Source organism: Microbacterium sp. zg-Y1090 (assembly GCF_030246945.1).
GTDB classification, from domain to species: Bacteria; Actinomycetota; Actinomycetes; order Actinomycetales; family Microbacteriaceae; genus Microbacterium; species Microbacterium wangruii.
In genome coordinates this window covers 1206114-1227090 of record NZ_CP126742.1, presented here as the reverse complement: position 1 = coordinate 1227090, position 20977 = coordinate 1206114, and the positions used below count along the sequence as shown (strand labels likewise).

The window sequence follows — 20977 nt, the reverse complement described above, 5'->3', positions numbered from 1 at the left end:
AACCCATGCGTGATGTCACCCCCACCGAGGCCATCGATCTGGTCGGCCGCTTCGAAGCCGGTCAGGAACTACCCGAGCAGATGCGCGCCGACGTGCGCCTGCTGGGCGGTTTGCTGGGCGATGTGCTGCGCGAGAGCGGCTCCCCCGGGCTGTTCGACGACGTCGAGCGGCTGCGCACCGCGACGATCCACGCCTACACCGACGAGTCGGATGCCGCAGCCGCCCGCGCCGCGGCCATCGCCGACGGGTTCACGCTCACGCGGGCCGAAGAAGTCGCGCGTGCCTTCACCTGCTACTTCCACCTCGTGAACCTGGCCGAGGAGCACCAGCGCGTGCGCACGCTGCGCGAGCGCGCCGCCGACCCCGACGCCGCACCGGTGGACACGGTCGCTGCGGCTTTCACCCGGCTGTCGGAGGAGGTCGGCGACGACGTCGCCCTGACACGGCTGCAGGCGCTGCGCTTCCACCCCGTGTTCACCGCCCACCCGACCGAGGCCCGCCGACGCGCGGTGTCCACGGGAATCCGTCGCCTGGCGGATCTGCTGGTGGAGCACGACACGACCGCCCCGGAGGGCGCCGACCGCACCCGGGTCGAGGGCCGCATGCTCGAGGAGATCGACACGCTGTGGCGCACCGCGCCCCTGCGCCCCGAGAAGCCGTCGCCCACCGACGAGGTGCGCTCGGTCATGGCGGTGTTCGACGAGACCCTGTTCACCACCGTGCCGCAGGTCTACCGCCGGGTCGACGACGCGCTGCAGGGCCCCCTCGCCGGCAGCCGGCCCCCGCTCGTGGCGCCCTTCGTCCGGCTGGGCACCTGGGTCGGCGGCGACCGCGACGGCAACCCGTTCGTGACCGCGGCCGTCACCCGCCGTGCCGCCGCCATCGCCAGCGAGCACGTGCTGCTCGGTCTCGAGCGTGCCGCCAGCCGCATCGGCCGCGCGCTCACCCTGGATGCCACGACGACGCCTCCGAGCGACGAGCTGATCGCCCTGTGGCACCGGCTGCGCGCGGGCGACGAAGACGCGGCGGCTGAGATCGCCAAGCGCTCCCCCAACGAGCCGCACCGGCGGGTGCTGCTGCTGATCGCCCGGCGGATCGCGGCCACCGGAGCCCGCAACGCCGACCTCGCCTACGCCGATCCCGAGGAGCTGCTCGCCGATCTGCGGGTCATCCAGGATTCCCTCGTGCAGGGCCGCGCCGCGCGGCAGGCGTATGGGGCCCTGCAGCAGCTCATCTGGCAGGTCGAGACCTACGGCTTCCATCTGGCCGAGCTCGAGGTGCGCCAGCACTCCGACGTGCACGCCCGCGTGCTCGCCGAGCTCGAGGCCGGCGGGGCGCGCAGCGACCTTTCCGAGGAGGTGCTCGACACCTTCCGTGCGGTGGCCTTCGTGCAGCAGCGCTACGGCGCCCGCGCTGCGGGTCGCTACATCGTCTCGTTCACCCGGTCGGCCGAGGACCTCCTCGCCGTGCACCGCCTGGCCCGGTTCGCCGTCGGCCCGGGCGGCACCCCGCCGGTGCTCGACGTCATCCCCCTCTTCGAGACGTTCGCCGACCTTCAGGCCGCCCCCGGCATCCTGGCCGAGGTCGTCGAGCACCCGCAGTTCCGCGAGCGGCTCGAAGCGACCGGGCGGCGCATGGAGGTCATGCTCGGCTACTCCGACTCGTCGAAGGACGTCGGGCCCGTCGCCGCCAACCTCGCCCTGTACGAGGCGCAGGCGAAGATCGCGGCCTGGGCGCGCGAGAACGACATCGAGCTCACCCTCTTCCACGGCCGCGGCGGAGCTCTGGGCCGCGGCGGAGGCCCCGCGAACTCGGCCATCCTCGCCCAGCCGCCCCACTCCGTCGACGGCCGGTTCAAGCTCACCGAGCAGGGCGAGGTGATCTTCGCCCGCTATGGCGATCCCGCCATCGCGATGCGTCACATCGACCAGGTGGCCGCGGCGATCCTGCTGGCATCCGCGCCGTCGAACGAGCAGCGCAACAGCGCCGCCGCCGAAGAGTACGCCGACGTGGCGCGCACGATGGACGCGGCGTCGCGGGAGCGCTTCTTCTCGCTGGTGAAGGCGCCCGGATTCGCCCCGTGGTTCGCCACTGTCACCCCGATGGAGGAGGTGGGCCTGCTCGCGCTGGGCTCGCGTCCGGCCCGTCGCGGTCTGTCGGTGGAGTCCCTCGAGGACCTGCGCGCCATCCCGTGGGTGTTCGCGTGGACGCAGGCGCGCATCAACCTCGCCGGCTGGTTCGGGCTAGGGACGGCGCTCGAGGCCGTGGGCGACGAGGAGCGGCTCCGCGGCGCGTACGAGCGCTGGCCGCTGCTGCGCACGCTCGTCGACAACGTCGCGATGAGCCTCGCCAAGGCCGACCCGCGCATCGCGCGGCAGTACCTCGACCTCGGCGACCGCCCCGACCTGGCCGCGCTGGTCATGGACGAGATGACCCTCACCCGCGAGTGGGTCGTGCGGCTCACGGGCGGAAGCGGGCTGCTGGCGGGCAAGCCCGTGCTGCAGCGTGCCGTGAAGATGCGCAGCCCTTACGTCGATGCGCTGTCGCTGCTGCAGCTGCGGGCACTGCGGGCCCTGCGGGACAACGGCTTGACCGAGGAGGATGCCGCCGACACGCGGCACCTGCTGCTGCTGTCGGTCTCGGGCGTCGCGGCGGGGCTGCAGAACACCGGGTGAGTCCGCGGGCGCTCAGTCCAGGCGCCGGTCGTGCTCGTGGCGGGCGAGGGAGCGGGCATACCGCTCGGTGAGCTGCGCCATGAGGTCGGGGGTGTCGCGGTCGAGCCCGAACACGTAGCCGGGGAAGTCCAGCTCCTGCTGAGCGGCCCAGATCTCCTCGTGGCGCTCCGGTGGCAGGATCTGCATCGGGTTGCCGACGGCCACCCACCCGATCGGCACCACGGTGCGCTCGGGGAGCGTCGTGCGCAGGTGCACGACGGCGTTGATCCGCACCTCGCTGCGCGCCCCGATTCGGGCGCCGTTGAAGACGCGCGTGCCGGTGGCGAGGAACACCTCCTCGCCGATCGTGGCACCCGAGATGCTCGCCATCGGACCGACCAGCGTGTGGTCGCCGACGCGCACAGCGTTGGTCGACGTCGCACGCACCAGGGCGTTCTCCATCACGATCACGTGCGCCCCCAGGCGCACCGGCCCGCCCTCGGAGGTGATCACCGCCCCGTGCAGCACCTGGCAGTCCGGACCGATCTCGACGTCGCCGCTGATGACCGCCGTCGGCGCCACGACCGCGTCGGAATGGATGCGGGGCGCCGCCCCGAGATGCTCGAACCGCACGTGCTCCCACCTTCCGGACGGCCACGTCGCCGCCCGACCGCCAGCGTAGGGCGGAGGCGTCACATTCGTCGAGGCCTCGGGAAAGCGCGGGTAGTGTTGATTGGGCCGTTTCGCACGGTCTGCCTCTCCCGTCGGCCAGAAAGCTCCACCGTGACCGAAACCCTCGCTGTCCTGCCTGCCTCCGTCCGCGACGTCTACGACGCCGTCGTGACCCGCGACCCCCACGAGCCCGAGTTCCAGCAGGCTGTCCACGAGGTCCTGTCCTCCATCGCCCCGGTGCTCGAACAGCATCCGCAGTTCGTCGACAACGGCATCCTGGAGCGCATCGTCGAGCCGGAGCGGCAGATCATGTTCCGCGTGCCGTGGGTCGACGACGCCGGGCGTCTGCATGTCAACCGCGGCTTCCGCGTGCAGTTCTCGTCGGTGCTCGGCCCGTACAAGGGCGGGCTGCGGTTCCACCCGTCGGTGAACCTCTCGATCATCAAGTTCCTCGGGTTCGAGCAGATCTTCAAGAACGCGCTGACCGGTCAGGGCATCGGCGGTGCCAAGGGCGGCAGTGACTTCGACCCGCACGGCCGGTCGGATGCCGAGATCATGCGGTTCTGCCAGTCGTTCATGAACGAGCTGTACCGCCACCTGGGCGAGCACACCGACGTGCCCGCGGGCGACATCGGCGTGGGCGCCCGCGAGATCGGCTACCTGTTCGGCCAGTACCGCAAGGTCACCAACCGCCACGAGTCCGGCATGTTCACCGGCAAGGGCGTGCAGTGGGGCGGCGCAGAAGTGCGCACCGAGGCCACCGGCTACGGGGCGGTCTTCTTCGCGCAGGAGATGCTGCACGTGCACCACGACTCGCTCACCGGAAAGCGCGTGGCCGTCTCCGGCTCCGGCAACGTCGCCCTCTACGCGATCGACAAGGCCTACCAGCTGGGAGCCACGCCGGTGACGGCATCCGACTCCTCCGGCTACATCGTCGACGACGCCGGCATCGACCTCGCGCTGCTGCGCCAGGTGAAGGAGATCGACCGCGCGCGCATCTCGACCTACGCAGCCCGTCGCCCCAGCTCCCGCTTCGTCGAGGGCAAGCGGCCGTGGGAGGTGCCGGTGGACATCGCGATCCCCGCGGCGACGCAGAACGAGCTGGACGACACCGACGCCGAGGCACTCATCGCGGGGGGCGTGCGCGCGGTGGCCGAAGGCGCGAACATGCCGTCGACGCCCGCTGCCGTGGCCGCGTTCCAGCGGGCCGGCGTGCTCTTCGGCCCGGGCAAGGCCGCGAACGCCGGTGGCGTGGCGACCTCCGCGCTGGAGATGAGCCAGAACGCCTCGCGCCAGCGCTGGAGCTTCGAAGACAGCGAGCGCAAGCTGCACACCATCATGAAGGGCGTGCACGACGCCGCCTTCCACGCCGCCGAGCGGTACGGCCACCCCGGCGACTACGTCGTGGGCGCCAACTCGGCCGGCTTCGAGCGCGTCGCGCACGCGATGCTCGCCCAGGGCGTCATCTGACCACGGCCGCGTGACGCGTCCTCGCGACGCGGTGAGCGCTCAGCCGACGCGCGGAGCACTCACCCGGCAGCGGCTGCGGGCACCGGCGCGGGGAAGAACTGATCCATCAGCTGCCCCACCCAGGCGATGAGGTCGCGGTCGGCCAGCGCCTCGCCGCCTGCGGTCGGCAGCGGCACGACCATCGCGTCGCCCCCGGCCAGCAGCTTGCCCTTGGGATACAGCCGCTGCAGGCGCACCCGCAGCGAATCCGGCAGATGCGCCGGTGCGATCCGCAGGTTCGGCCCCATCGCCACGACATCGGTCAGCCCTGCCTGCGCGGCACGGCGACGCAGCCGGGCGACCGCGAAGAGCCCTTCGGTCTCGGGCGGCAGGTCGCCGTAGCGGTCGGTCAGCTCCTCGATCACGAGGTCGATCGCGTCGTCCTTCGCGGTGGCCGATGCCGCAGCCGAGAGCTTCTGGTAGGCCTCGAGCCGCAGCCGCTCGCTGTCGATGTACGACTCGGGGATGCGCGCCTGCACGGGCAGTTCGAGCCGCAGTTCCGCCGGGCCCTCGACATCCTCGCCGCGGAACGTCGCCACGGCCTCGCCGATCATCCGCAGGTACAGGTCGAAGCCGACCCCGGCGATGTGCCCCGCCTGCTCGGCGCCGAGGAGGTTGCCGGCACCGCGCAGCTCGAGGTCCTTCAGCGCCACCTGCATCCCCGACCCCAGGTCGTTGTTGACGGCGATCGTCTCCAGCCGGTCGGCGGCGGTCTCGCTCAGCGGCTTCATGTCGTCGTACAGGAAGTACGCGTACGCCCGCTCGCGCCCGCGTCCCACGCGACCCCGCAGCTGATGCAGCTGGCTGAGGCCGTACTTGTCGGCCCGGTCGATGATGATGGTGTTGGCGTTGGAGATGTCCAGGCCCGTCTCGATGATCGTCGTGCAGACGAGCACGTCGGCGCGGCGCTCCCAGAAGTCGTCGACGACCTGCTCGAGCGCGTGCTCGCCCATCTGCCCGTGCGCGACGGCGACCCGCGCCTCCGGCACGATCTCGGCGAGGTGGGCGGCGACCCGCTGGATCGAGGACACCCGGTTGTGCACGTAGAACACCTGGCCCTCGCGCAGCAGCTCGCGGCGGATGGCGGCGGCGATCTGCTTGTCGCTGCGCGCGCCCACGTACGTCAGGATCGGGTGCCGGTCCTCGGGCGGGGTCTGCAGGGTCGACATCTCCCGGATGCCGGTGACCGCCATCTCGAGCGTGCGCGGGATGGGCGTGGCGCTCATCGCCAGCAGGTCGACGTTGGTCTTCAGCTTCTTCAGCTGCTCCTTGTGCTCGACGCCGAAGCGCTGCTCCTCGTCGATGATCAGCAGACCCAGGTCCTTGAAGATCACCTTCTCGGTCAGGATGCGGTGCGTGCCGATGACCATGTCGACGGTGCCGTCCAGCAGGCCGGCGACGACCTCGCGTGCCTCCTTGTCGCTCTGGAACCGCGACAGCGCCCGCACCTTGACCGGGAAGCCGGCGAAGCGCTCGGTGAACGTCTCGAGGTGCTGCTTGACCAGCAGCGTCGTCGGCACCAGCATCGCGACCTGCTTGCCGTCCTGGATCGCCTTGAACGCCGCGCGCACCGCGACCTCGGTCTTGCCGAACCCGACATCACCCGACAGCAGCCTGTCCATCGGGATCGGCTTCTCCATGTCGGCCTTGATCTCGTCGATCGTCTGCAGCTGGTCGGGGGTCTCCGCGAAGGGGAACGCCTCCTCCAGCTCCCGCTGCCATGGGGTGTCCGGGCCGAACGCGTGACCCTTGGCGGCCATGCGCGCCGAGTAGAGCTTGACCAGGTCCACCGCGATGTCCCGCACGGCGCGGCGCGCCTTGCTCTTGGCCTGCGACCAGTCGCTGCCGCCCATCTTCGACAGCGCGGGCGCCTCACCCCCGACGTACTTCGACAGCAGGTCGAGCTGGTCGGTGGGGACGTAGAGCTTGTCGCCCGGGTACCCGCGCTTCGAGGGCGCGTACTCCAGCACGAGGTACTCGCGCTGCGTCTTCACCGCGTTGCGGCCGCCGCTGGACACCTCCCGCTGCATGAGCTCCACGAAGCGGCCGATGCCGTGGGTGGCGTGGACGACGTAGTCCCCCGCCTTCAGCTGCAGCGGGTCGACGACGTTGCGCCGGCGTGAGGCGAGCTTCTTCACGACGCGGCCGTCGCTGCCGATCGTGCGCCCGTAGAACTCCGACTCCGTCAGCACCGCGAGCTTCGCATCGGGCACCTCGAAGCCGCGCTCGAGCGTCGCGACCACGGTCAGGGCGACACCCGTCTCCGGAATGCCGTGGACGTCCTCGACCTCCCGCGCGGCGAACCCACGCTCGGCGAGCACCGAACGGGCGCGTTCGACCAGCCCTGCGCCCGACGCGGCCACGACCACGCGCCAGCCCTCCGACAGCAGCCGGCCGATGTGGGCGGTCGCGCCGTCGACGTTTCCCTGGAAGGACGGCACCGGGCGCGCGTCGACACGCACCGCCGCAGCGTGCTCCAGGGCGACGTCGACGTCGATGAGGCCCTCGGCCGTGGCATCCGCCGCACCGGAGTCGAACGCGCTGAAGGTCCACCACACGCCGTCGCGGTCGTGGGTGGCCTGCTGCAGCTGTGGGAGGGTGAGGAAGTCGCCCGCGCCGAGGTCCACCGGGCTGTCGGCACCGGCCGTCGCCGCGCTCCAGGCCGCTTCGAGGAACTCCCGGTTGGTGTCACCGAGGGTCATCGCGCGGGTGACGGAGCGCTCAGGGTCGACCAGGGCCGCGGCCGTGCCGCGCGGCAGGTAGTCGGCGATCGTGACGATCTCGTCCACGAGCACCGGCAGCAGCGACTCCATCCCCTCGGCGGGGATGCCCTCGGCCATCTTCTCCAGCATGCCTGCGAGCCCGGGGTACTGCCCCGCCAGACCGCGGGCGCGCTCGCGCACCGCGTCGGTGAGCAGCAGCTCGCGGCTCGGGATGAGGGTGACCTCCTTCACCTCGCCCGGCAGCGACCGCTGATCGGCCACCGAGAAGGCCCGGATCTCATCGACCTCGTCGCCGAAGAACTCGACGCGGTAGGGATGATCGGCCACCGGCGGGAAGACGTCGAGGATGCCGCCGCGCATGGCGAACTCGCCCCGCCGGGACACCATGTCCACACGGTGGTAGGCGAGTTCGACCAGGCGCCGGGCGACGTCGCCCAGGTCGTGGCCACGCCCTCCGGCGACGAGGTGCACGGGCTCGACGGCGGTGAGCCCGCCGGCGATGGGCTGCACCGCACTGCGGACGGACGCCGTGACGATCAGCGGAACGGACCCGTCCCAGGCGGCGACCGCCCGCAGCACGGCCAGGCGCTGCCCCACGGTCTCGGCACTGGGGCTGAGCCGCTCGTGCGGCAGCGTCTCCCACGCCGGGAAATGGTGCACCTGCGCGCGGGGCAGCATTTCGCCCAGCGCCGTGCCCAGCGACTCGGCCCGCCGTCCGGTGGGGGCGATGGCCAGCAGGGCGGCGGGCTTTCCCGCCTCGCGGCGGCGCTCGACCAGGGCAGCGAGCAGCGGGGCGTCGAGGCCCTCGACCATCGAGAAGTCGGTGTCGACCGACGATGACTGCACCGCCTCCCGGAAGGAGTCGGCCTGCATGAGGGCGCGCACGATCCCGGGAACTGTCACCCTTCCAGTCTACGGCGGGACCGGGTGGGGGCGCCTCGCGACCACTCCTAGGATGGGGGCGTGAACCAGCAGCCCGTGCCCCCGGCATCCTCCGGCCCCTCCGGGTGGCAGCCGGGCGCACCCGCGCCGTACGGCGCATACCCGGCACCGGGTTTCGTCGCCCCCTACACCGCCCCGGGCGCTCCCCGGACCGGCATGCAGCCGCCTGCGCCCGACGGCACGAACACGCTCGGGATCCTGGCTCTCGTCCTCGCGCTGGTCGGGGCCGTGGGTGCGGGCATCGTGGCGGTGATGTCATGCGCCCCCATCGGCGAGGTGCTGGCGCTGCAGCAGGGCGCGACACCGATGGCGACGGGGTTCGACCTGGCGATGCTCGCCCCCGTGCGCGGCGAGGTGCTGGCGACCGAGGTGGCCTTCTGGTCGGGGACGGTGCTCGGCACCTGGGGGTTCGTGCAGGGGATCGTCGCGATCGCGCGCCGGCGCGGCCGCGGCGCGGGCATCGCCGCCGTCGTCGTCGCCGCGGTCGGGCCCGTGATCTTCGGTGTCGCCGCTGCGCTGTCCTTCAGCCTCGGCGTCGCCGCCTCCCTCGGCCCCTGACGTCGGCCGCGAGACCTCAGTCGCGCGGGGCGTGGTGCCGCTGCTGGGCGGCGAGCAGCCCCTCGGCGATGAGCTGCTCGACGGCGTCGGCGGCGTCGGAGACCAGGATCGGCAGCGTCTTGCGCTCGGTCGCGGCGAACGGGTCGAGCACCCAGTCCGCGGCATCCTGTCGTCCCGGAGGGCGCCCGATGCCCACCCGCACGCGGGGGAAGTCGACGGTGCCGAGCGCCTTCGCGACGTCGCGCACGCCGTTGTGTCCGCCGTGCCCGCCGCCGATCTTCAGCTTGATCGTGTCGAACGGGATGTCCAGCTCGTCGTGGACGACCACCACGCGCTCGGGGGGAACCCCGTAGAACGACGCGAGACCGGACGCCGGGCCGCCCGAGACGTTCATGAACGAGTTGGGCTTGGCCAGCACCAGCTTGTCGGCACCCGGACGCAGCCAGGTCTCCGCCACACGGGCGTTCGCCTTGTGGGCACGGAAGCTCTCCGACCGCCGCGCCGCGAGCTCGTCCACGACGAGCTGGCCGACGTTGTGCCGCGTCATCTCATACCGCGGACCGGGGTTTCCCAGTCCTACGACCAGCCAGGTCTGTGCCATGTCATCCCTCCTGCCCCAGCGCCGGAAAACGCGATGAGGGGGTGCGGAATCCGCACCCCCTCATCATGAGCGTCTTACTCGGAAGCCTCTTCGGACTGCTCCGTGGCGACGGCCTCGTCGGTAGCCGCGATCTCGTCCTCGGCCGCGAGGGTCGCAGACGGCACCGAGATGGCGACGATGAGGGTCTCCGGGTCGGCGGCCAGCGTCGCGCCCTTGGGCAGCTTCAGGTCGGCGGCGGTGATGTGCGCGCCCTCCTCGAGGCCCTCGACGTCGATCTCGATCGACTGCGGGATGTGCGTGGCCTCCACCTGCAGCAGGATGCTGACGGCGTCGAGGTTGGCGATGGTGCCGGGGTAGGGCTCGCCGTGCACCGTGATCGGCACGTCGACCTCGATCTTCTCGCCCTTCTTCACCACGAGCAGGTCGATGTGCTCGATGATCTGGTGCACGGGGTCCTTCTGGACGTCCTTGACCAGCGTCAGCTGCTGGGTGCCGTCGAGCTCGAGCTCGAGCACCGCGTTGGCGCGGCGGATGAGCAGCAGCATCTGGTGGCCGGGCAGTGCGACGTGCACGGGGTCGGTGCCGTGGCCGTAGATCACGGCGGGGACCTGGCCGGACGCACGCAGGCGGCGGGCGAAGCCCTTGCCGAAGTTCTCGCGCTTGGTGGCGACGACCTTGGTGTCGGTCTCAGTCGACATGTTGATATCTCCTTGCGGGCTGGTTCAGCCCAGATCTGGGTCTGTGGTTCGACTCGAACGCATGCGCGTGAGGAAAGCCGCAAGGCCTGCATCACCGCGTCGATCACGGATGCCGGCGCACGTGCGCCCCATCCCTCGCCGAAGTTCGTTCCGAGTCTACCAGCGACGCGGGTAGCATGAAGACGCCCGCTCGCACTCCCGGAGGACACCCCATGGAATACGGCTTCATCTCGCACGTCCTGCTGTGGATCATCGGAATCATGACCGCTGCGGCGGGTGTGGGCGCTGTCGCAGCCCTGTGGTCGTTGGGCCGCCAGGGCTACAAGCAGGGCTGAGCGGACCCCGGCCGCACACGCCGATCGGAGCCCTCGTGGCGCAGGCATCCCACGGATCCGTGGTCGACGACCTCGGCATCCGGATCGCGTCGGGAAGCGTCTCCCCCGGCACGGTGCTGACCCTCGCCGGCCTCGAAGAGGAGTACGGCGTCTCGCGCACCGTGATCCGCGAGGCGGTGCGCGTGCTCGAGGCGATGGGCATGCTGCAGTCCCGGCGCCGCATCGGCGTGACGGTGCGGCCCACCGGCGATTGGAGCGCGCTGGACACGCGACTGATCGGCTGGCAGCTGCGCGGCCCGCACCGCGACCGGCAGCTGGTGGTGGTCAACGAGCTGCGCGCGGCGGTGGAGCCCATCGCCGCCAGGCTGAGCGCGGTCCGCGCCACCGACGCCGAGCGGACGGAGCTGGTGCGCCTGGCCGCCCTGCTCCAAGAGCTGGGCGCGCAGGGCCGCGGCGACGGCGATGAGTACCTCGCCGTCGACATCGCCTTCCACGACCTGCTTCTCGACAGCAGCCGAAACCCGCTCCTGGCCGCCGTCAAACCGGCCGTCGCCGCCGTGATCGCGGGCCGCTCGCGTGCCGGCCTGACCCCCGGCGTCCCCCACGCGCAGGCGCTGCACAACCACGTGCAGACCGCCGCGGCCATCGCCCGCGGCGACGCCGACGCCGCGGAGCACCACACCCGGCGCTACGTCGACACCGTGCTGGGCGAAGTCGGCGCGGATTCCTGACCGCCCGCTCAGGCCTCCGCGCCCGTGCGGGCGTAGCGGTCCAGGTACCGCGCGAAGCCGGCGTCGTACTGCGCGCGCCGCTCGGTGCGCGGGGACACCACCACCGGCGCGACGTCGTCGAAGGCGGCATGGCGCCCGCTCAGGCCCGACGCCCGCAGCCCCATGCGCACGGCGCCGACCAGTGAGCTGTGCCGGCGCGGCGAGAGCTCCATCGCGACGCCGAAGACGTCCACCGTCAGCTGCGTCCACATCGGCGACGACAGCACGCCACCCGACAGCACGATGCGCCGGGGCGCGCCCGTCAGCGGCGTCAGCTCGGTGTAGCAGTGGTACAGCGAGTAGACGATGCCCTCCAGCACGCCCTGGTACATGTCGGCGCGGGTGTGGTGCGGCTGCAGGTCGAGCAGTCCGCCGCGGCGCCCGTCCTGCCACCCGGGGCTGCGCTCCCCGAACAGGAACGGCAGGAACACCGGCAGGTCGGTGCGCTCCGCCGACAGCAGCGGCTCCAGCTCGCGGTACGGGACGTCCGCGCCGAACAGACGGTCGCGCGCCCAGTCGACGCAGTTGCCGCAGCCGGACGTGGCGGCGCCGCTGAGCGGCCCGAGCGGGGAACGGTATGCCCACGTGCTGAGGGTGGGCGAGAGCGCCGGATGCCGCGTCGCCATGCGCAGCGCCCCGCTCGTTCCCATCGAGAACGTCATGTCCCCGGGCTCGGTGGCCAGATCCCCCACCTGGCTGAGGCCGCCGTCGGGGCCGGGCGTGAGCACCGGGATGCCGGCGCGCAGTCCCAGACGCGCCGCGGCGTGGGGAGTCAGCGGCGCCGTCGCCGTCGCGGCGCGCACGGCGGGCAGCTCGACGTCGCCGAGTCCGAGGCGATCGACCACCTCGGCATCCCACTCGCCGGTGGCGACCCCCAGCAGCCCCGTGCCCGATGCCAGCGACGCGTTGGTGGAGATCTCGCCGGTCAGCCGCGCGAACAGCACAGTGGGCTGGTCCATGGCCACGAGTCCGCTGAGGTCCTGACCCGCGTCGCGCAGGTGGCGCAGCTTGAAGGCGGGGTAGGACGCGTTCACGAGGCATCCGGTGCGCCCGTGGAACCAGCGGGCGAAGTCGTCGTCGCGCCGCAGGCGGGCCGTGAGCTCCCGCGCGCCGGTGTACGGCCACTCGAGAACGGGTGTCACGGCCTCGAGTTCGGGGGTGCGCAGCGTGAGCCCGTGCCAGGTGCCGCTGAGGGCGATGAGGTCGACGGGCCGGCCGGCCGCCGCGTCGCGACCGAGGTCGAGCACCTGCGCGACGATGTCGTCGCCGTCGCGCACCGCGCTGTCGCCGCCGGGCACCGTCAGCCGTCGCTCCTGCACCTCCACCAGACCCGCATCGGCGTCGAACAGCATCGTCTTGGCGGACGTGGTGCTGCATTCGAGGGCGAGGATCAACATGGGGACGTCCATCGTCGGGCGGGGCGGCGCACGCGGATCGCGGACACCCCCCAATGATATGATCTTTCCGTCCTCGCGCGACGATCGCGCCCGACGGAAGCGGATGATGAATCAGGTCCTCGCACTGCTGCGCCCGCATCGGATCGTCCCCGTGGTCACGGCCGACTCCAGCGGCCAGGCCGTCGCGATCGCCGGCGCGCTCGCCGACGGCGGCGTGCCGGTCGCCGAGATCACCTTCCGCACGGCCGCGGCGGCCGATGCCATCGCGGCCGTCGCCGCGCGCGGCGACGTGCTCGTCGGTGCGGGCACGGTCGTGCGACCCGATCAGGTGGATGCCGCCGTCGACGCCGGCGCCCGCTTCATCGTCTCCCCCGGCACGAGCCGCGCCGTCGTCGAGCGCTGCCGTCTGCGGGGGGTCCCGGTGCTCCCCGGGGCGGTGACGGCCACCGAGATCCAGGCGGCCCTCGAACTCGGCATCACGACGGTGAAGTTCTTCCCGGCCGCAGCGTCCGGCGGTGCTGCGGCCCTGCGCGCGCTGGCGGCGCCCTTCGGGGAGGTCACCCTGGTCCCCACCGGCGGCATCGGGCCCGACGACCTCGCGGACTACTTCGCCATCCCCGCGGTCCCGGCCGTGGGGATGTCATGGATGCTGCCGGAGGCGGCCGTCGGCGCCGGCGATTGGGCCGAGGTGACCCGTCGGACCCGCCGGCTCGTCACACTTGCGGGGGCACCCCGATCCGACGCGGCTGCCGCACTACGCTAGAACCCGCCCCGGGTGCGGCCAGCACCACGGCGCACTGCAGGCCGGCAGGCACGAGGAGAAGCATGAACGACAAGGCCCAGACCACCACCTCGGACGATCGCGACGACACCCCCGGCTCCGCCGAGGTGCACGAGGGCGCGCCCTCGCCGCAGGACGTGCCCCGCCCCGCGGCGACCCCGGAGGGCCCGGACTCCGCGGCCGCCCCGCGCGCCAACATCGGGGTCGTGGGCCTGGCGGTGATGGGCTCGAACCTCGCCCGCAACCTCGCCTCGCGCGAGGGGAACACCGTCGCGGTCTACAACCGGTCGCGGTCCAAGACCGACGAGCTGGTCGCCGAGCACCCCGAAGCCGGGTTCGTCCCCACCTTCTCGTACGACGAGTTCGCCGCGTCGCTGCAGCGACCGCGCACCGCCATCATCATGGTCAAGGCCGGAGGCCCCACCGACGCCGTCATCGACGCGCTCACCAAGGTGTTCGAGCCCGGCGACATCATCGTCGACGGCGGAAACGCCCTGTTCACCGACACGATCCGCCGCGAGAAGGCGGTGCGTGAGACGGGCATCAACTTCGTCGGCGCCGGCATCTCGGGCGGCGAGGAGGGTGCGCTGACAGGGCCCTCGATCATGCCCGGCGGCTCCGACGAGTCGTGGGTCACCCTCGGGCCGATCCTGCGCTCGATCGCCGCCGTCGCCGAGGGCGAGCCGTGCGTGACGCACGTCGGGCACGACGGCGCGGGCCACTTCGTCAAGATGGTGCACAACGGCATCGAGTACGCCGACATGCAGCTGATCGCCGAGGCCTACGACCTCATCCGCCGGGGCACCGGCAAGTCCCCCGCCGAGATCGCCGACGTCTTCGCCGAGTGGAACCGCGGCGAGCTGGAATCCTACCTCATCGAGATCACCGCCGAGGTGCTGCGCCAGGTGGATGCCGAGACCGGCCGGCCGCTCGTCGACGTCATCCTCGACCAGGCCGGCGCCAAGGGCACCGGGGCCTGGACCGTGCAGACGGCCCTGAATCTCGGCACCCCCGTGTCCGGGATCGCCGAGGCGGTGTTCGCCCGGTCGCTGTCGAGCCACCCCGAGCAGCGTCAGGTGTCGCGCGAGCTCCCCGGCGCCTCCGAGACCCTCACCGTCGATGACCCCGACGCGTTCATCGAGAACGTGCGCCTGGCGCTGTACGCGTCGAAGATCGTCGCCTACAGCCAGGGGTTCGACGAGATCCGGGCCGGGGCCGCAGAGTACGACTGGGCGATCGATCTCGGCGCGATCGCGAAGATCTGGCGCGGCGGCTGCATCATCCGCGCGCAGTTCCTCAACCGCATCAGCGACGCGTACGCCGCAGCCCCTGACCTTCCCGTGCTGCTCACGGCGCCCTACTTCGTCGAGGCGCTCGGTCGTGCGCAGGACGCGTGGCGCGGCATCGTGGCGACCGCCGCGACCGCCGGCATCCCCGCCCCGGCGTTCTCTTCGTCGCTGGCCTACTACGACGGGCTGCGCGCCGAGCGGCTGCCCGCTGCCCTGATCCAGGGCCAGCGCGACTTCTTCGGCGCCCACACCTACAAGCGCATCGACAAGCCCGGCACCTTCCACACGCTGTGGTCGGGCGACCGCACGGAGATCGAGGCCGAGGACACCCACTGACGCCCGCCCTCATCCCCGTTCGGAGCCGCCCCGGGCTGATCGTGCTCGGGGCGGCTTCGGCGGCCTACCTCGCCTGGCTGGCATCGCTGACGCTCGGCCCGCAGCCGGAGGGCGCCGGCGGCACCCTGAAGGCGCTGTCCGAAACCTTCGCCACACTGCCCGTGACGGCCTGGCTGACCTATCCCGTGCTGGAGTTCACGGCGAACGTCGCCCTGTTCACCCCTGTCGGGGCGCTGTGGGTGCTGTGGACCGGCCCCCGCCGGTGGTGGTTGGCCACCGGCGTCGGACTGGCGCTGAGCGCTGCGATCGAACTCACCCAGGCGATCGCGCTGCCCGCCCGCTACCCCGACGTGCGGGACCTGATCGCCAACACCCTCGGCGCCGCCGTGGGCGCCGGCGCCGTGGCGGCCATCGCGCGGGTGTCGCGCCGCGCTCGTCGCTCTCCCGGCGCCGGTGATCTCACAGCGGGCGCATAGCGCGCTCCATAGGAATCCTCTCCAGGGAGGTACACAATGAGGGCATGACCGCGAGCGCCCCCCAGCCGGAACTCCGACGCCCCGATGGCTCCCCTGTGCGCGTGCTGGTGGTCGATGACGAGCAGATGCTCACCGACCTGCTGTCGATGGCCCTTCGGATGGAGGGGTGGCAGGTGCGCACCGCGGCCTCCGGGTACGAGGCCCTGCAGGCGGCAGGCGACTTCGCGCCCGACGCGATGGTGCTCGACATCATGATGCCCGACCTCGACGGCATGTCGGTGCTGCAGCGGCTGCGCCACTCCGGCAATGACGTGCCGGTGCTGTTCCTCACGGCCAAGGATGCCGTCGGCGACCGGGTCGCCGGCCTCACCGCCGGCGGCGACGACTACGTCACCAAGCCCTTCAGCCTCGAAGAGGTGGTCGCACGCCTGCGCGCCCTGATGCGCCGCGCCGGGACCGCTGCGGTCGCCGGCAGCGAGCCGATCCTGCGCGTGGGCGATCTGACGCTCAACGAGGACTCGCACGAGGTCGAACGCGGCGGCGAGCAGATCGAGCTGACCGCCACCGAGTTCGAGCTGCTGCGCTACCTCATGCGCAATCAGCGCCGCGTGGTGTCGAAGGCGCAGATCCTCGACCGGGTGTGGAACTACGACTTCGGCGGACGCTCCAGCGTCGTGGAACTGTACATCTCGTACCTGCGCAAGAAGATCGACCAGGGCCGCGAACCGCTGATCCACACGGTGCGCGGGGTCGGCTACATGATCAAAGCCCCGCAGTGACCGAGACCTCCGCATCCGGGGATGCGCCACGGGTGCGCCGCTGGAGCCTGCAGACCCGGCTCATCACCGCGGTCGTGTCGCTGGTCGCGCTGATCCTCGTCAGCATCGGCCTGGCCACCGGCACCATCCTCGGCACGATCATCCAGCAGAATCTCGACGGTCAGGTGCGCGAAGCCGCCGACCGGGTGCGCATCACCACCACCGGCACCGCCGCCGAGGCGCTCTCCGTCGGCCGCCAGCAGCCGGGAACCCTTCTCGTGCTGCAGACCCTCGTCGACGTCACCGGCGCGTACGTGGCCGACGACGAGAGCATCGTCACCCTCGACGACGCGGAGATCGACCGCATCGCCACAGCCTTCGAAGACCAGCGGGACGGCACCGTCACCCTCCCGGGACTCGGCGAGTACCGCGTGCTCATGCGCAGCGACGGGTCGGGCCTGTACGCCGTCGTCGGGCTTCCCACCACCGACGTCACCGCCACGATCGCGCAGATCCTGACGACGGTGACGCTGCTCACCGCGGGCGGCCTGCTGCTGCTGTCCGCGGCGATCGCGCTCATCATCCGCTCGTCGCTGCGGCCGCTGCGCGCCGTCGCCGAGACCGCCACGCGGGTGGCGATGAAGCCGCTGTCGGAGGGTGAGGTGTCGATCTCCGAGCGCGTGCCGGCGGACCAGGCCGACGAGCGCACCGAGATCGGCCAGGTGGGGGCGGCGCTGAACATGCTGCTGGACCATGTGGGCACCTCGCTCATGGCGCGCGAGCGCAACGAGCGGCGCATGCGCGCATTCGTCGCCGACGCCAGTCACGAGCTGCGCACGCCCCTGGCATCCATCCGGGGCTACTCCGAGCTGTCGCTGCGCGCCCTGCACCAGGCGCCCACCGCGCCCGAGACCGCGGCGAACACCGAGCAGGCCCTTGAGCGCATCCAGGCGCAGTCGCTGCGCATGACCGCTCTGGTGGAGGATCTGCTGCTGCTGGCCCGACTCGATGAGGGGCAGGAGCTCGTGTTCGGCTCCGTCGACCTCACCCGGCTCGCGGTCGAAGCCGTCGGCGACGCGCGCGTCGCGGGCCCGGACCACTCCTGGCGACTGGAGGTGGATGCCGAGCCGATCGTCATCGCCGGCGATGCCGGGCGCCTGCACCAGGTGGCGGCGAATCTGCTCGCCAACGCCCGCGTGCACACCCCCGCCGGCACCACGGTGACGACCTCGGTGGCGCGCGAAGGCGACAGCGCGGTGCTGCGGGTGCACGACGACGGTCCCGGCGTCGACCCGCGGGTGGCCGACGAGCTGTTCGAGCGCTTCGCCCGCGGCGACCGCTCGCGCGCCCGCCGCACCGGCGGCACCGGCCTGGGGCTCGCGATCGCCCGCGCCATCGTGCAGGCCCATCACGGCGAGCTGACGGTGCGGAGCCGACCCGGTGACACGGTGTTCGAGGTGCGTCTGCCCGTCGCGGGGACCGCGTCGGCGGCCGGCGGCGGCCCGGACTCCCCCGAGCCCGGCGCCGAGGAGCAGGGCTGAGGGTCAGTACCCCGAGAACGCGTCCGTCGTGATCGAGCGGGCGCGTTCGAGCGCCGGCGCCAGGTCGGCGATGAGTCCCGCGGGGCCGGAGATGTAGGCGTGCCGTGCGGCGATGTCGGGCACCACCTTCAGCAGCCCGTCGGCGTCCAGCCGCACGCCGCGCGCCCAGCGCCAGTGCATGGGCAGATCGGCCGGGCGATCGCGGGTGAAGACCACCACCGGCACCCCGGAGGCGGCGATCTCGTCGCGGAAGGCCAGCTCCGCTGCCTCCGATGCGACGTAGACGAGCACGATGTCGCGCTGCTCGTCCGCCAGCCGCATGTGGGTCAGCTGCGACACGAACGGGGTGACGCCGATGCCGGCCGCGACCATGAGCACCGGGCTCGTGGTGCGCCGCGGGAGCACGAAGTCGCCCCAGACGCCGGTGACGGCGAGCGGGTCGCCGGGGGTGACCGCGGCGAGGGCCTTCTTGTAGCTCGACTGCGGGCCGCCGCCCTCGCGGAAGGCGATGCGCAGCTCCGGCAGCTCCTCGGGCGAGGAGACGATGCTGAACTCACGCCGCGTGCCGCGTGCGTCGGGGTGACGGTGCGGCACCTCGAGCTCGAGGAACTGCCCCGGCACGAACGCCAGCCGGCGACGGGTGCGGAAGGTCAGCTGCCGTGCCGTGGGCGTGAGGTCGGTCCGCGCCGTGAGCGTCAGACTCACCGCTGCGCGCCAGGTGAAGAAGAAGGCGACGAGGTTGCCGATCAGCAGCGCCCGCTCCTGGCCGAGGCTCACGACGCCCACGTCGATCGGCCAGCCGGCCAGCACGCCGACGACGGCGGCGACGGTGAACTGCTGCCAGCGCCGTGGCGGCATGGTGAGGGGCTCGGACAGCATGAAGGCGCCGAGGAACAGGAAGGGCGAGGCCGTGACGATCTGCCAGAGCAGGTCGCCGCCGGCGACCTGCTCGCCCGCCTGCTGGTACTGCACCGAGGTGCGCACGACGGCGACTCCGACGGCGATGACCCAGAACACCGCGACGACGCGCAGCTTCTCGGCGCGCAGCAGCACCGTGCACCCCAGCAGCAGCACCGGCAGGGCGAGGAAGGGCGAGCCGACCCACCACGCCGAGGTGCTGAAACCGGCGATGGTGACGACGGCCGCGCCGACGGCGGCGGGGTTGAAGATGTGGCGCCCGCGCCAGGCCAGCAGGTACTTCGACAGCGAAGCGATCGCGCCGGCCGCGGCGATGCCGAGGAGCGCGCCGACCTCGAGTGACGGCCGCAGCACGAACAGCAGGATGTGGGCCGTGATGAGCGAGGATTCCACACGCCACGGCAGCTTCAGCAGCCGCTGCGCGCCGGCGTCGACGATGCTGCAGGCGGCCGCGAGCACCAGCAGCGTGGCGACCAGCTCTCCGGGCGACGGAACGAGGACGCCGAAGAACGACAGCACGAACGCGATGACGGCGAGGGCCCCCAATGCGACGAGCACGAGCCGGTAGGTCGACGCCTTGCCGAGCACGGCGAAGACACGCCCCCACAGGGCGGTGAGCCCGCCCATCAGGCCGCCCCGGGCGTCGCGGCGGCGGGGAGGGAGGGCACGGCTGTCATGACATCAACGCTAGCGCGCCGAGCGGAAGACCTCGGCCGTACAGCCCGGCGACCAGTCGACGGTGCCGTCGGTGCGCATGCGCACCCACGACACCCCCCAGCGGGCCGCCAGCTCGGCGCCGCCGGCGAAGAACAGCGCCGTCGCGGCGGCGTCCGCGCGCATTGCGGTGGCGGCGACCGCCCAGGTCGCCGCCACCGCCCGCACCGGCTCGCCGGTGCGGGCGTCGAGCACGTGGTGCAGCCCCTCGCCCCAGGCCCGCCGGGTGACGGCGGAGGCGCAGAGCGCGGCATCCGTCATCTCCCACACCCCGATCGCGCGCGTCGGGTCGTACGGATGCTCCAGGCCGATGCGCTCGGTGGTCCCCCGCACCAGGACGTCGCCCCCGGCATCGACGACGAGCGCGCCATCACCCGTCCACGGTGCCAGGCACGCGCCGACGAGGTCGACGAGGCGACCCTTGCCCAGGGCTCCCACGTCGATCGTCGCGGGTCCGTCGAGCTGCAGTCTCTCGGCATCCCATCGCAGCCGGGTGCGCCAGTCCTCGCGCGAGGGGAGGGCCCCGCGATCGACCAGGCTGTAGTCGGCGTCGTACCCGCGCGCGGCCAGGGCGTCGCCCACGAGCGGCGAGACGGCCCCTCCGGTCGCCCCCGTCAGCTCGGCGAAGACCCCCAGCATGTCGCCGGCGTCGTCGGGCGGCGGGACGGATCCCCCTGCAGCCAGGCGCGACACGAGGGAGTCGGAGCGGAAGCGCGACCACGCACGGTCGAAGCGGTCGACCGTCTCGGCGACGAGGGCACGCGCGGCAGGGGGCAGCGCCGCTTCCGTGACGATCTCCCAGCGCGTGCCGATGGCCTCGAAACGCCAGGACACCGGTGCGCCGGTCACTTCGCGGCGTCGGCCTTGATGGCCTCGAGGGCCTCGGCGAACCCGCCGCTGGTCAGCGACGACCCCGCCACCCGGGTGACGGAGATCTCGTCGAGGGGCTTTCCCACGACTTCGTCGGCGACGCCGCCGATGAACTGCGACTGGTACCGCGCCGATTCGGGCCTGGTCGGGTCGCCCACCACCTGCACGTCGGTGACGATGCCGTCGGCGAGTTCGACGGTGACGTCGATCTGCTCCACCGACTCCGGTGTGGCGTAGGAGCCGGTGGCCTCGTACCTGCCGTCGGCGTAGTCCGCGTCGGGCGCGGCGGCGGTGTCGGCACCGGCGCCGCAGCCGGACAGCAGCAGGATGCCGGCCGCTCCTGCCAGCGCGGCGGCACGAGGCGTGCGGGAGGAGGGGCGCATCGGGAAGTCCTCTCGGTGGGGGCGTGGGTCGTCCACGGTAGCCGTCGGCACC

Annotated in this window: 18 protein-coding genes; 10 read left to right on the top strand and 8 right to left on the bottom strand. The window is 72.2% G+C overall.

What is annotated here, in order from left to right; genetic code table 11:
* Positions 1 to 5 precede the first annotated feature (5 nt).
* A complete protein-coding gene (locus QNO26_RS05720) occupies positions 6 to 2675 on the top strand; it encodes a phosphoenolpyruvate carboxylase (RefSeq protein ID WP_257531525.1) in 2670 nt (889 codons plus the stop codon).
* A 12-nt stretch (positions 2676 to 2687) separates the two neighbouring features.
* On the opposite strand, the gene QNO26_RS05715 is transcribed toward QNO26_RS05720, so the two are convergent.
* Positions 2688 to 3287, bottom strand: a complete 600-nt coding sequence (locus QNO26_RS05715; protein WP_257531528.1) for a gamma carbonic anhydrase family protein — start codon at positions 3285 to 3287, stop codon at positions 2688 to 2690.
* 171 nt (positions 3288 to 3458) lie between these two features.
* Here QNO26_RS05715 and gdhA point away from each other — a divergent pair, with 171 nt between their 5' ends.
* Entirely contained in the window at positions 3459 to 4796 is a 1338-nt protein-coding gene (gdhA, locus tag QNO26_RS05710) for an NADP-specific glutamate dehydrogenase (protein WP_257638367.1), read from the top strand.
* 59 nt (positions 4797 to 4855) lie between these two features.
* Here the strand turns inward: gdhA and mfd are convergent, their stop codons facing one another.
* The gene (mfd, locus tag QNO26_RS05705; protein WP_306824394.1) at positions 4856 to 8431 is read right to left on the bottom strand and encodes a transcription-repair coupling factor; all 3576 of its coding nucleotides are present in this window, start codon (positions 8429 to 8431) and stop codon (positions 4856 to 4858) included.
* A gap of 90 nt (positions 8432 to 8521) precedes the next feature.
* Between mfd and QNO26_RS05700 the strand changes: the two genes are divergently transcribed.
* Positions 8522 to 9058: a hypothetical protein gene (locus QNO26_RS05700; RefSeq protein WP_257531532.1), complete on the top strand. Its 537-nt coding sequence runs from the start codon at positions 8522 to 8524 to the stop codon at positions 9056 to 9058.
* 16 nt (positions 9059 to 9074) lie between these two features.
* On the opposite strand, the gene pth is transcribed toward QNO26_RS05700, so the two are convergent.
* Both pth and QNO26_RS05690 read right to left on the bottom strand, forming a co-directional pair.
* Positions 9075 to 9659, bottom strand: coding sequence for an aminoacyl-tRNA hydrolase (gene pth / locus QNO26_RS05695; RefSeq protein WP_257531534.1), 585 nt, complete (start codon positions 9657 to 9659; stop codon positions 9075 to 9077).
* A gap of 74 nt (positions 9660 to 9733) precedes the next feature.
* Entirely contained in the window at positions 9734 to 10357 is a 624-nt protein-coding gene (locus QNO26_RS05690; RefSeq protein WP_257531536.1) for a 50S ribosomal protein L25/general stress protein Ctc, read from the bottom strand.
* Between the two features lie 212 nt (positions 10358 to 10569).
* Here QNO26_RS05690 and QNO26_RS05685 point away from each other — a divergent pair, with 212 nt between their 5' ends.
* Positions 10570 to 10692, top strand: a complete 123-nt coding sequence (locus QNO26_RS05685; protein ID WP_257531538.1) for a hypothetical protein — start codon at positions 10570 to 10572, stop codon at positions 10690 to 10692.
* 35 nt (positions 10693 to 10727) lie between these two features.
* On the top strand, positions 10728 to 11423 hold the full coding sequence (locus tag QNO26_RS05680; RefSeq protein ID WP_257531540.1) for a FadR/GntR family transcriptional regulator: 696 nt from the start codon (positions 10728 to 10730) through the stop codon (positions 11421 to 11423).
* Positions 11424 to 11431: 8 nt separating this feature from the next.
* Here the strand turns inward: QNO26_RS05680 and QNO26_RS05675 are convergent, their stop codons facing one another.
* Entirely contained in the window at positions 11432 to 12859 is a 1428-nt protein-coding gene (locus QNO26_RS05675; protein WP_257531542.1) for a gluconokinase, read from the bottom strand.
* A gap of 106 nt (positions 12860 to 12965) precedes the next feature.
* On the opposite strand from QNO26_RS05675, the gene QNO26_RS05670 reads away from it, so the two are divergent.
* From QNO26_RS05670 to QNO26_RS05650, 5 genes are all read left to right on the top strand, one after another.
* Complete coding sequence (locus tag QNO26_RS05670; protein WP_257531543.1) at positions 12966 to 13622, top strand: bifunctional 4-hydroxy-2-oxoglutarate aldolase/2-dehydro-3-deoxy-phosphogluconate aldolase; 657 nt, start codon at positions 12966 to 12968, stop codon at positions 13620 to 13622.
* A gap of 62 nt (positions 13623 to 13684) precedes the next feature.
* Positions 13685 to 15265 carry an NADP-dependent phosphogluconate dehydrogenase gene (gnd, locus tag QNO26_RS05665; RefSeq protein WP_257531545.1) on the top strand — a complete coding sequence of 527 codons (1581 nt, stop codon included), beginning with the start codon at positions 13685 to 13687 and terminating at the stop codon, positions 15263 to 15265.
* Between the two features lie 41 nt (positions 15266 to 15306).
* Positions 15307 to 15741 carry a VanZ family protein gene (locus QNO26_RS05660; protein WP_257531548.1) on the top strand — a complete coding sequence of 145 codons (435 nt, stop codon included), beginning with the start codon at positions 15307 to 15309 and terminating at the stop codon, positions 15739 to 15741.
* A gap of 44 nt (positions 15742 to 15785) precedes the next feature.
* Positions 15786 to 16520, top strand: a complete 735-nt coding sequence (locus tag QNO26_RS05655) for a response regulator transcription factor (protein ID WP_257531550.1) — start codon at positions 15786 to 15788, stop codon at positions 16518 to 16520.
* Positions 16517 to 18040, top strand: a complete 1524-nt coding sequence (locus QNO26_RS05650) for a sensor histidine kinase (protein ID WP_257531552.1) — start codon at positions 16517 to 16519, stop codon at positions 18038 to 18040. Before QNO26_RS05655 ends, QNO26_RS05650 begins: the two co-directional genes overlap by 4 nt.
* A gap of 3 nt (positions 18041 to 18043) precedes the next feature.
* Here QNO26_RS05650 and QNO26_RS05645 read toward each other — a convergent pair whose 3' ends face one another.
* From QNO26_RS05645 to QNO26_RS05635, 3 genes are read right to left on the bottom strand one after another with little or no spacing between them, the layout of a single operon-like run.
* Positions 18044 to 19585, bottom strand: coding sequence for an FAD-dependent oxidoreductase (locus QNO26_RS05645; protein ID WP_257638282.1), 1542 nt, complete (start codon positions 19583 to 19585; stop codon positions 18044 to 18046).
* A 60-nt stretch (positions 19586 to 19645) separates the two neighbouring features.
* Complete coding sequence (locus QNO26_RS05640) at positions 19646 to 20521, bottom strand: FAD:protein FMN transferase (protein WP_257531556.1); 876 nt, start codon at positions 20519 to 20521, stop codon at positions 19646 to 19648.
* Positions 20518 to 20925 carry an FMN-binding protein gene (locus tag QNO26_RS05635; protein ID WP_257638281.1) on the bottom strand — a complete coding sequence of 136 codons (408 nt, stop codon included), beginning with the start codon at positions 20923 to 20925 and terminating at the stop codon, positions 20518 to 20520. The genes QNO26_RS05640 and QNO26_RS05635 overlap by 4 nt, the downstream gene beginning before the upstream one ends.
* Positions 20926 to 20977 lie beyond the last annotated feature (52 nt).

Bases quoted from the DNA above. Each gene is read 5' to 3' on its own strand.
- QNO26_RS05720 (WP_257531525.1), top strand. From the start codon at position 6: ATGCGTGATGTCACCCCCACCGAGGCCATCGATCTGGTCGGCCGCTTC.
- mfd (WP_306824394.1), bottom strand. From the start codon at position 8,431: ATGCAGGCCGACTCCTTCCGGGAGGCGGTGCAGTCATCGTCGGTCGAC.
- pth (WP_257531534.1), bottom strand. From the start codon at position 9,659: ATGGCACAGACCTGGCTGGTCGTAGGACTGGGAAACCCCGGTCCGCGG.
- QNO26_RS05690 (WP_257531536.1), bottom strand. From the start codon at position 10,357: ATGTCGACTGAGACCGACACCAAGGTCGTCGCCACCAAGCGCGAGAAC.
- QNO26_RS05685 (WP_257531538.1), top strand. From the start codon at position 10,570: ATGGAATACGGCTTCATCTCGCACGTCCTGCTGTGGATCATCGGAATC.
- QNO26_RS05675 (WP_257531542.1), bottom strand. From the start codon at position 12,859: ATGTTGATCCTCGCCCTCGAATGCAGCACCACGTCCGCCAAGACGATG.
- QNO26_RS05670 (WP_257531543.1), top strand. From the start codon at position 12,966: ATGAATCAGGTCCTCGCACTGCTGCGCCCGCATCGGATCGTCCCCGTG.
- gnd (WP_257531545.1), top strand. From the start codon at position 13,685: ATGAACGACAAGGCCCAGACCACCACCTCGGACGATCGCGACGACACC.
- QNO26_RS05655 (WP_257531550.1), top strand. From the start codon at position 15,786: ATGACCGCGAGCGCCCCCCAGCCGGAACTCCGACGCCCCGATGGCTCC.
- QNO26_RS05645 (WP_257638282.1), bottom strand. From the start codon at position 19,585: ATGGGCGGGCTCACCGCCCTGTGGGGGCGTGTCTTCGCCGTGCTCGGC.
- QNO26_RS05635 (WP_257638281.1), bottom strand. From the start codon at position 20,925: ATGCGCCCCTCCTCCCGCACGCCTCGTGCCGCCGCGCTGGCAGGAGCG.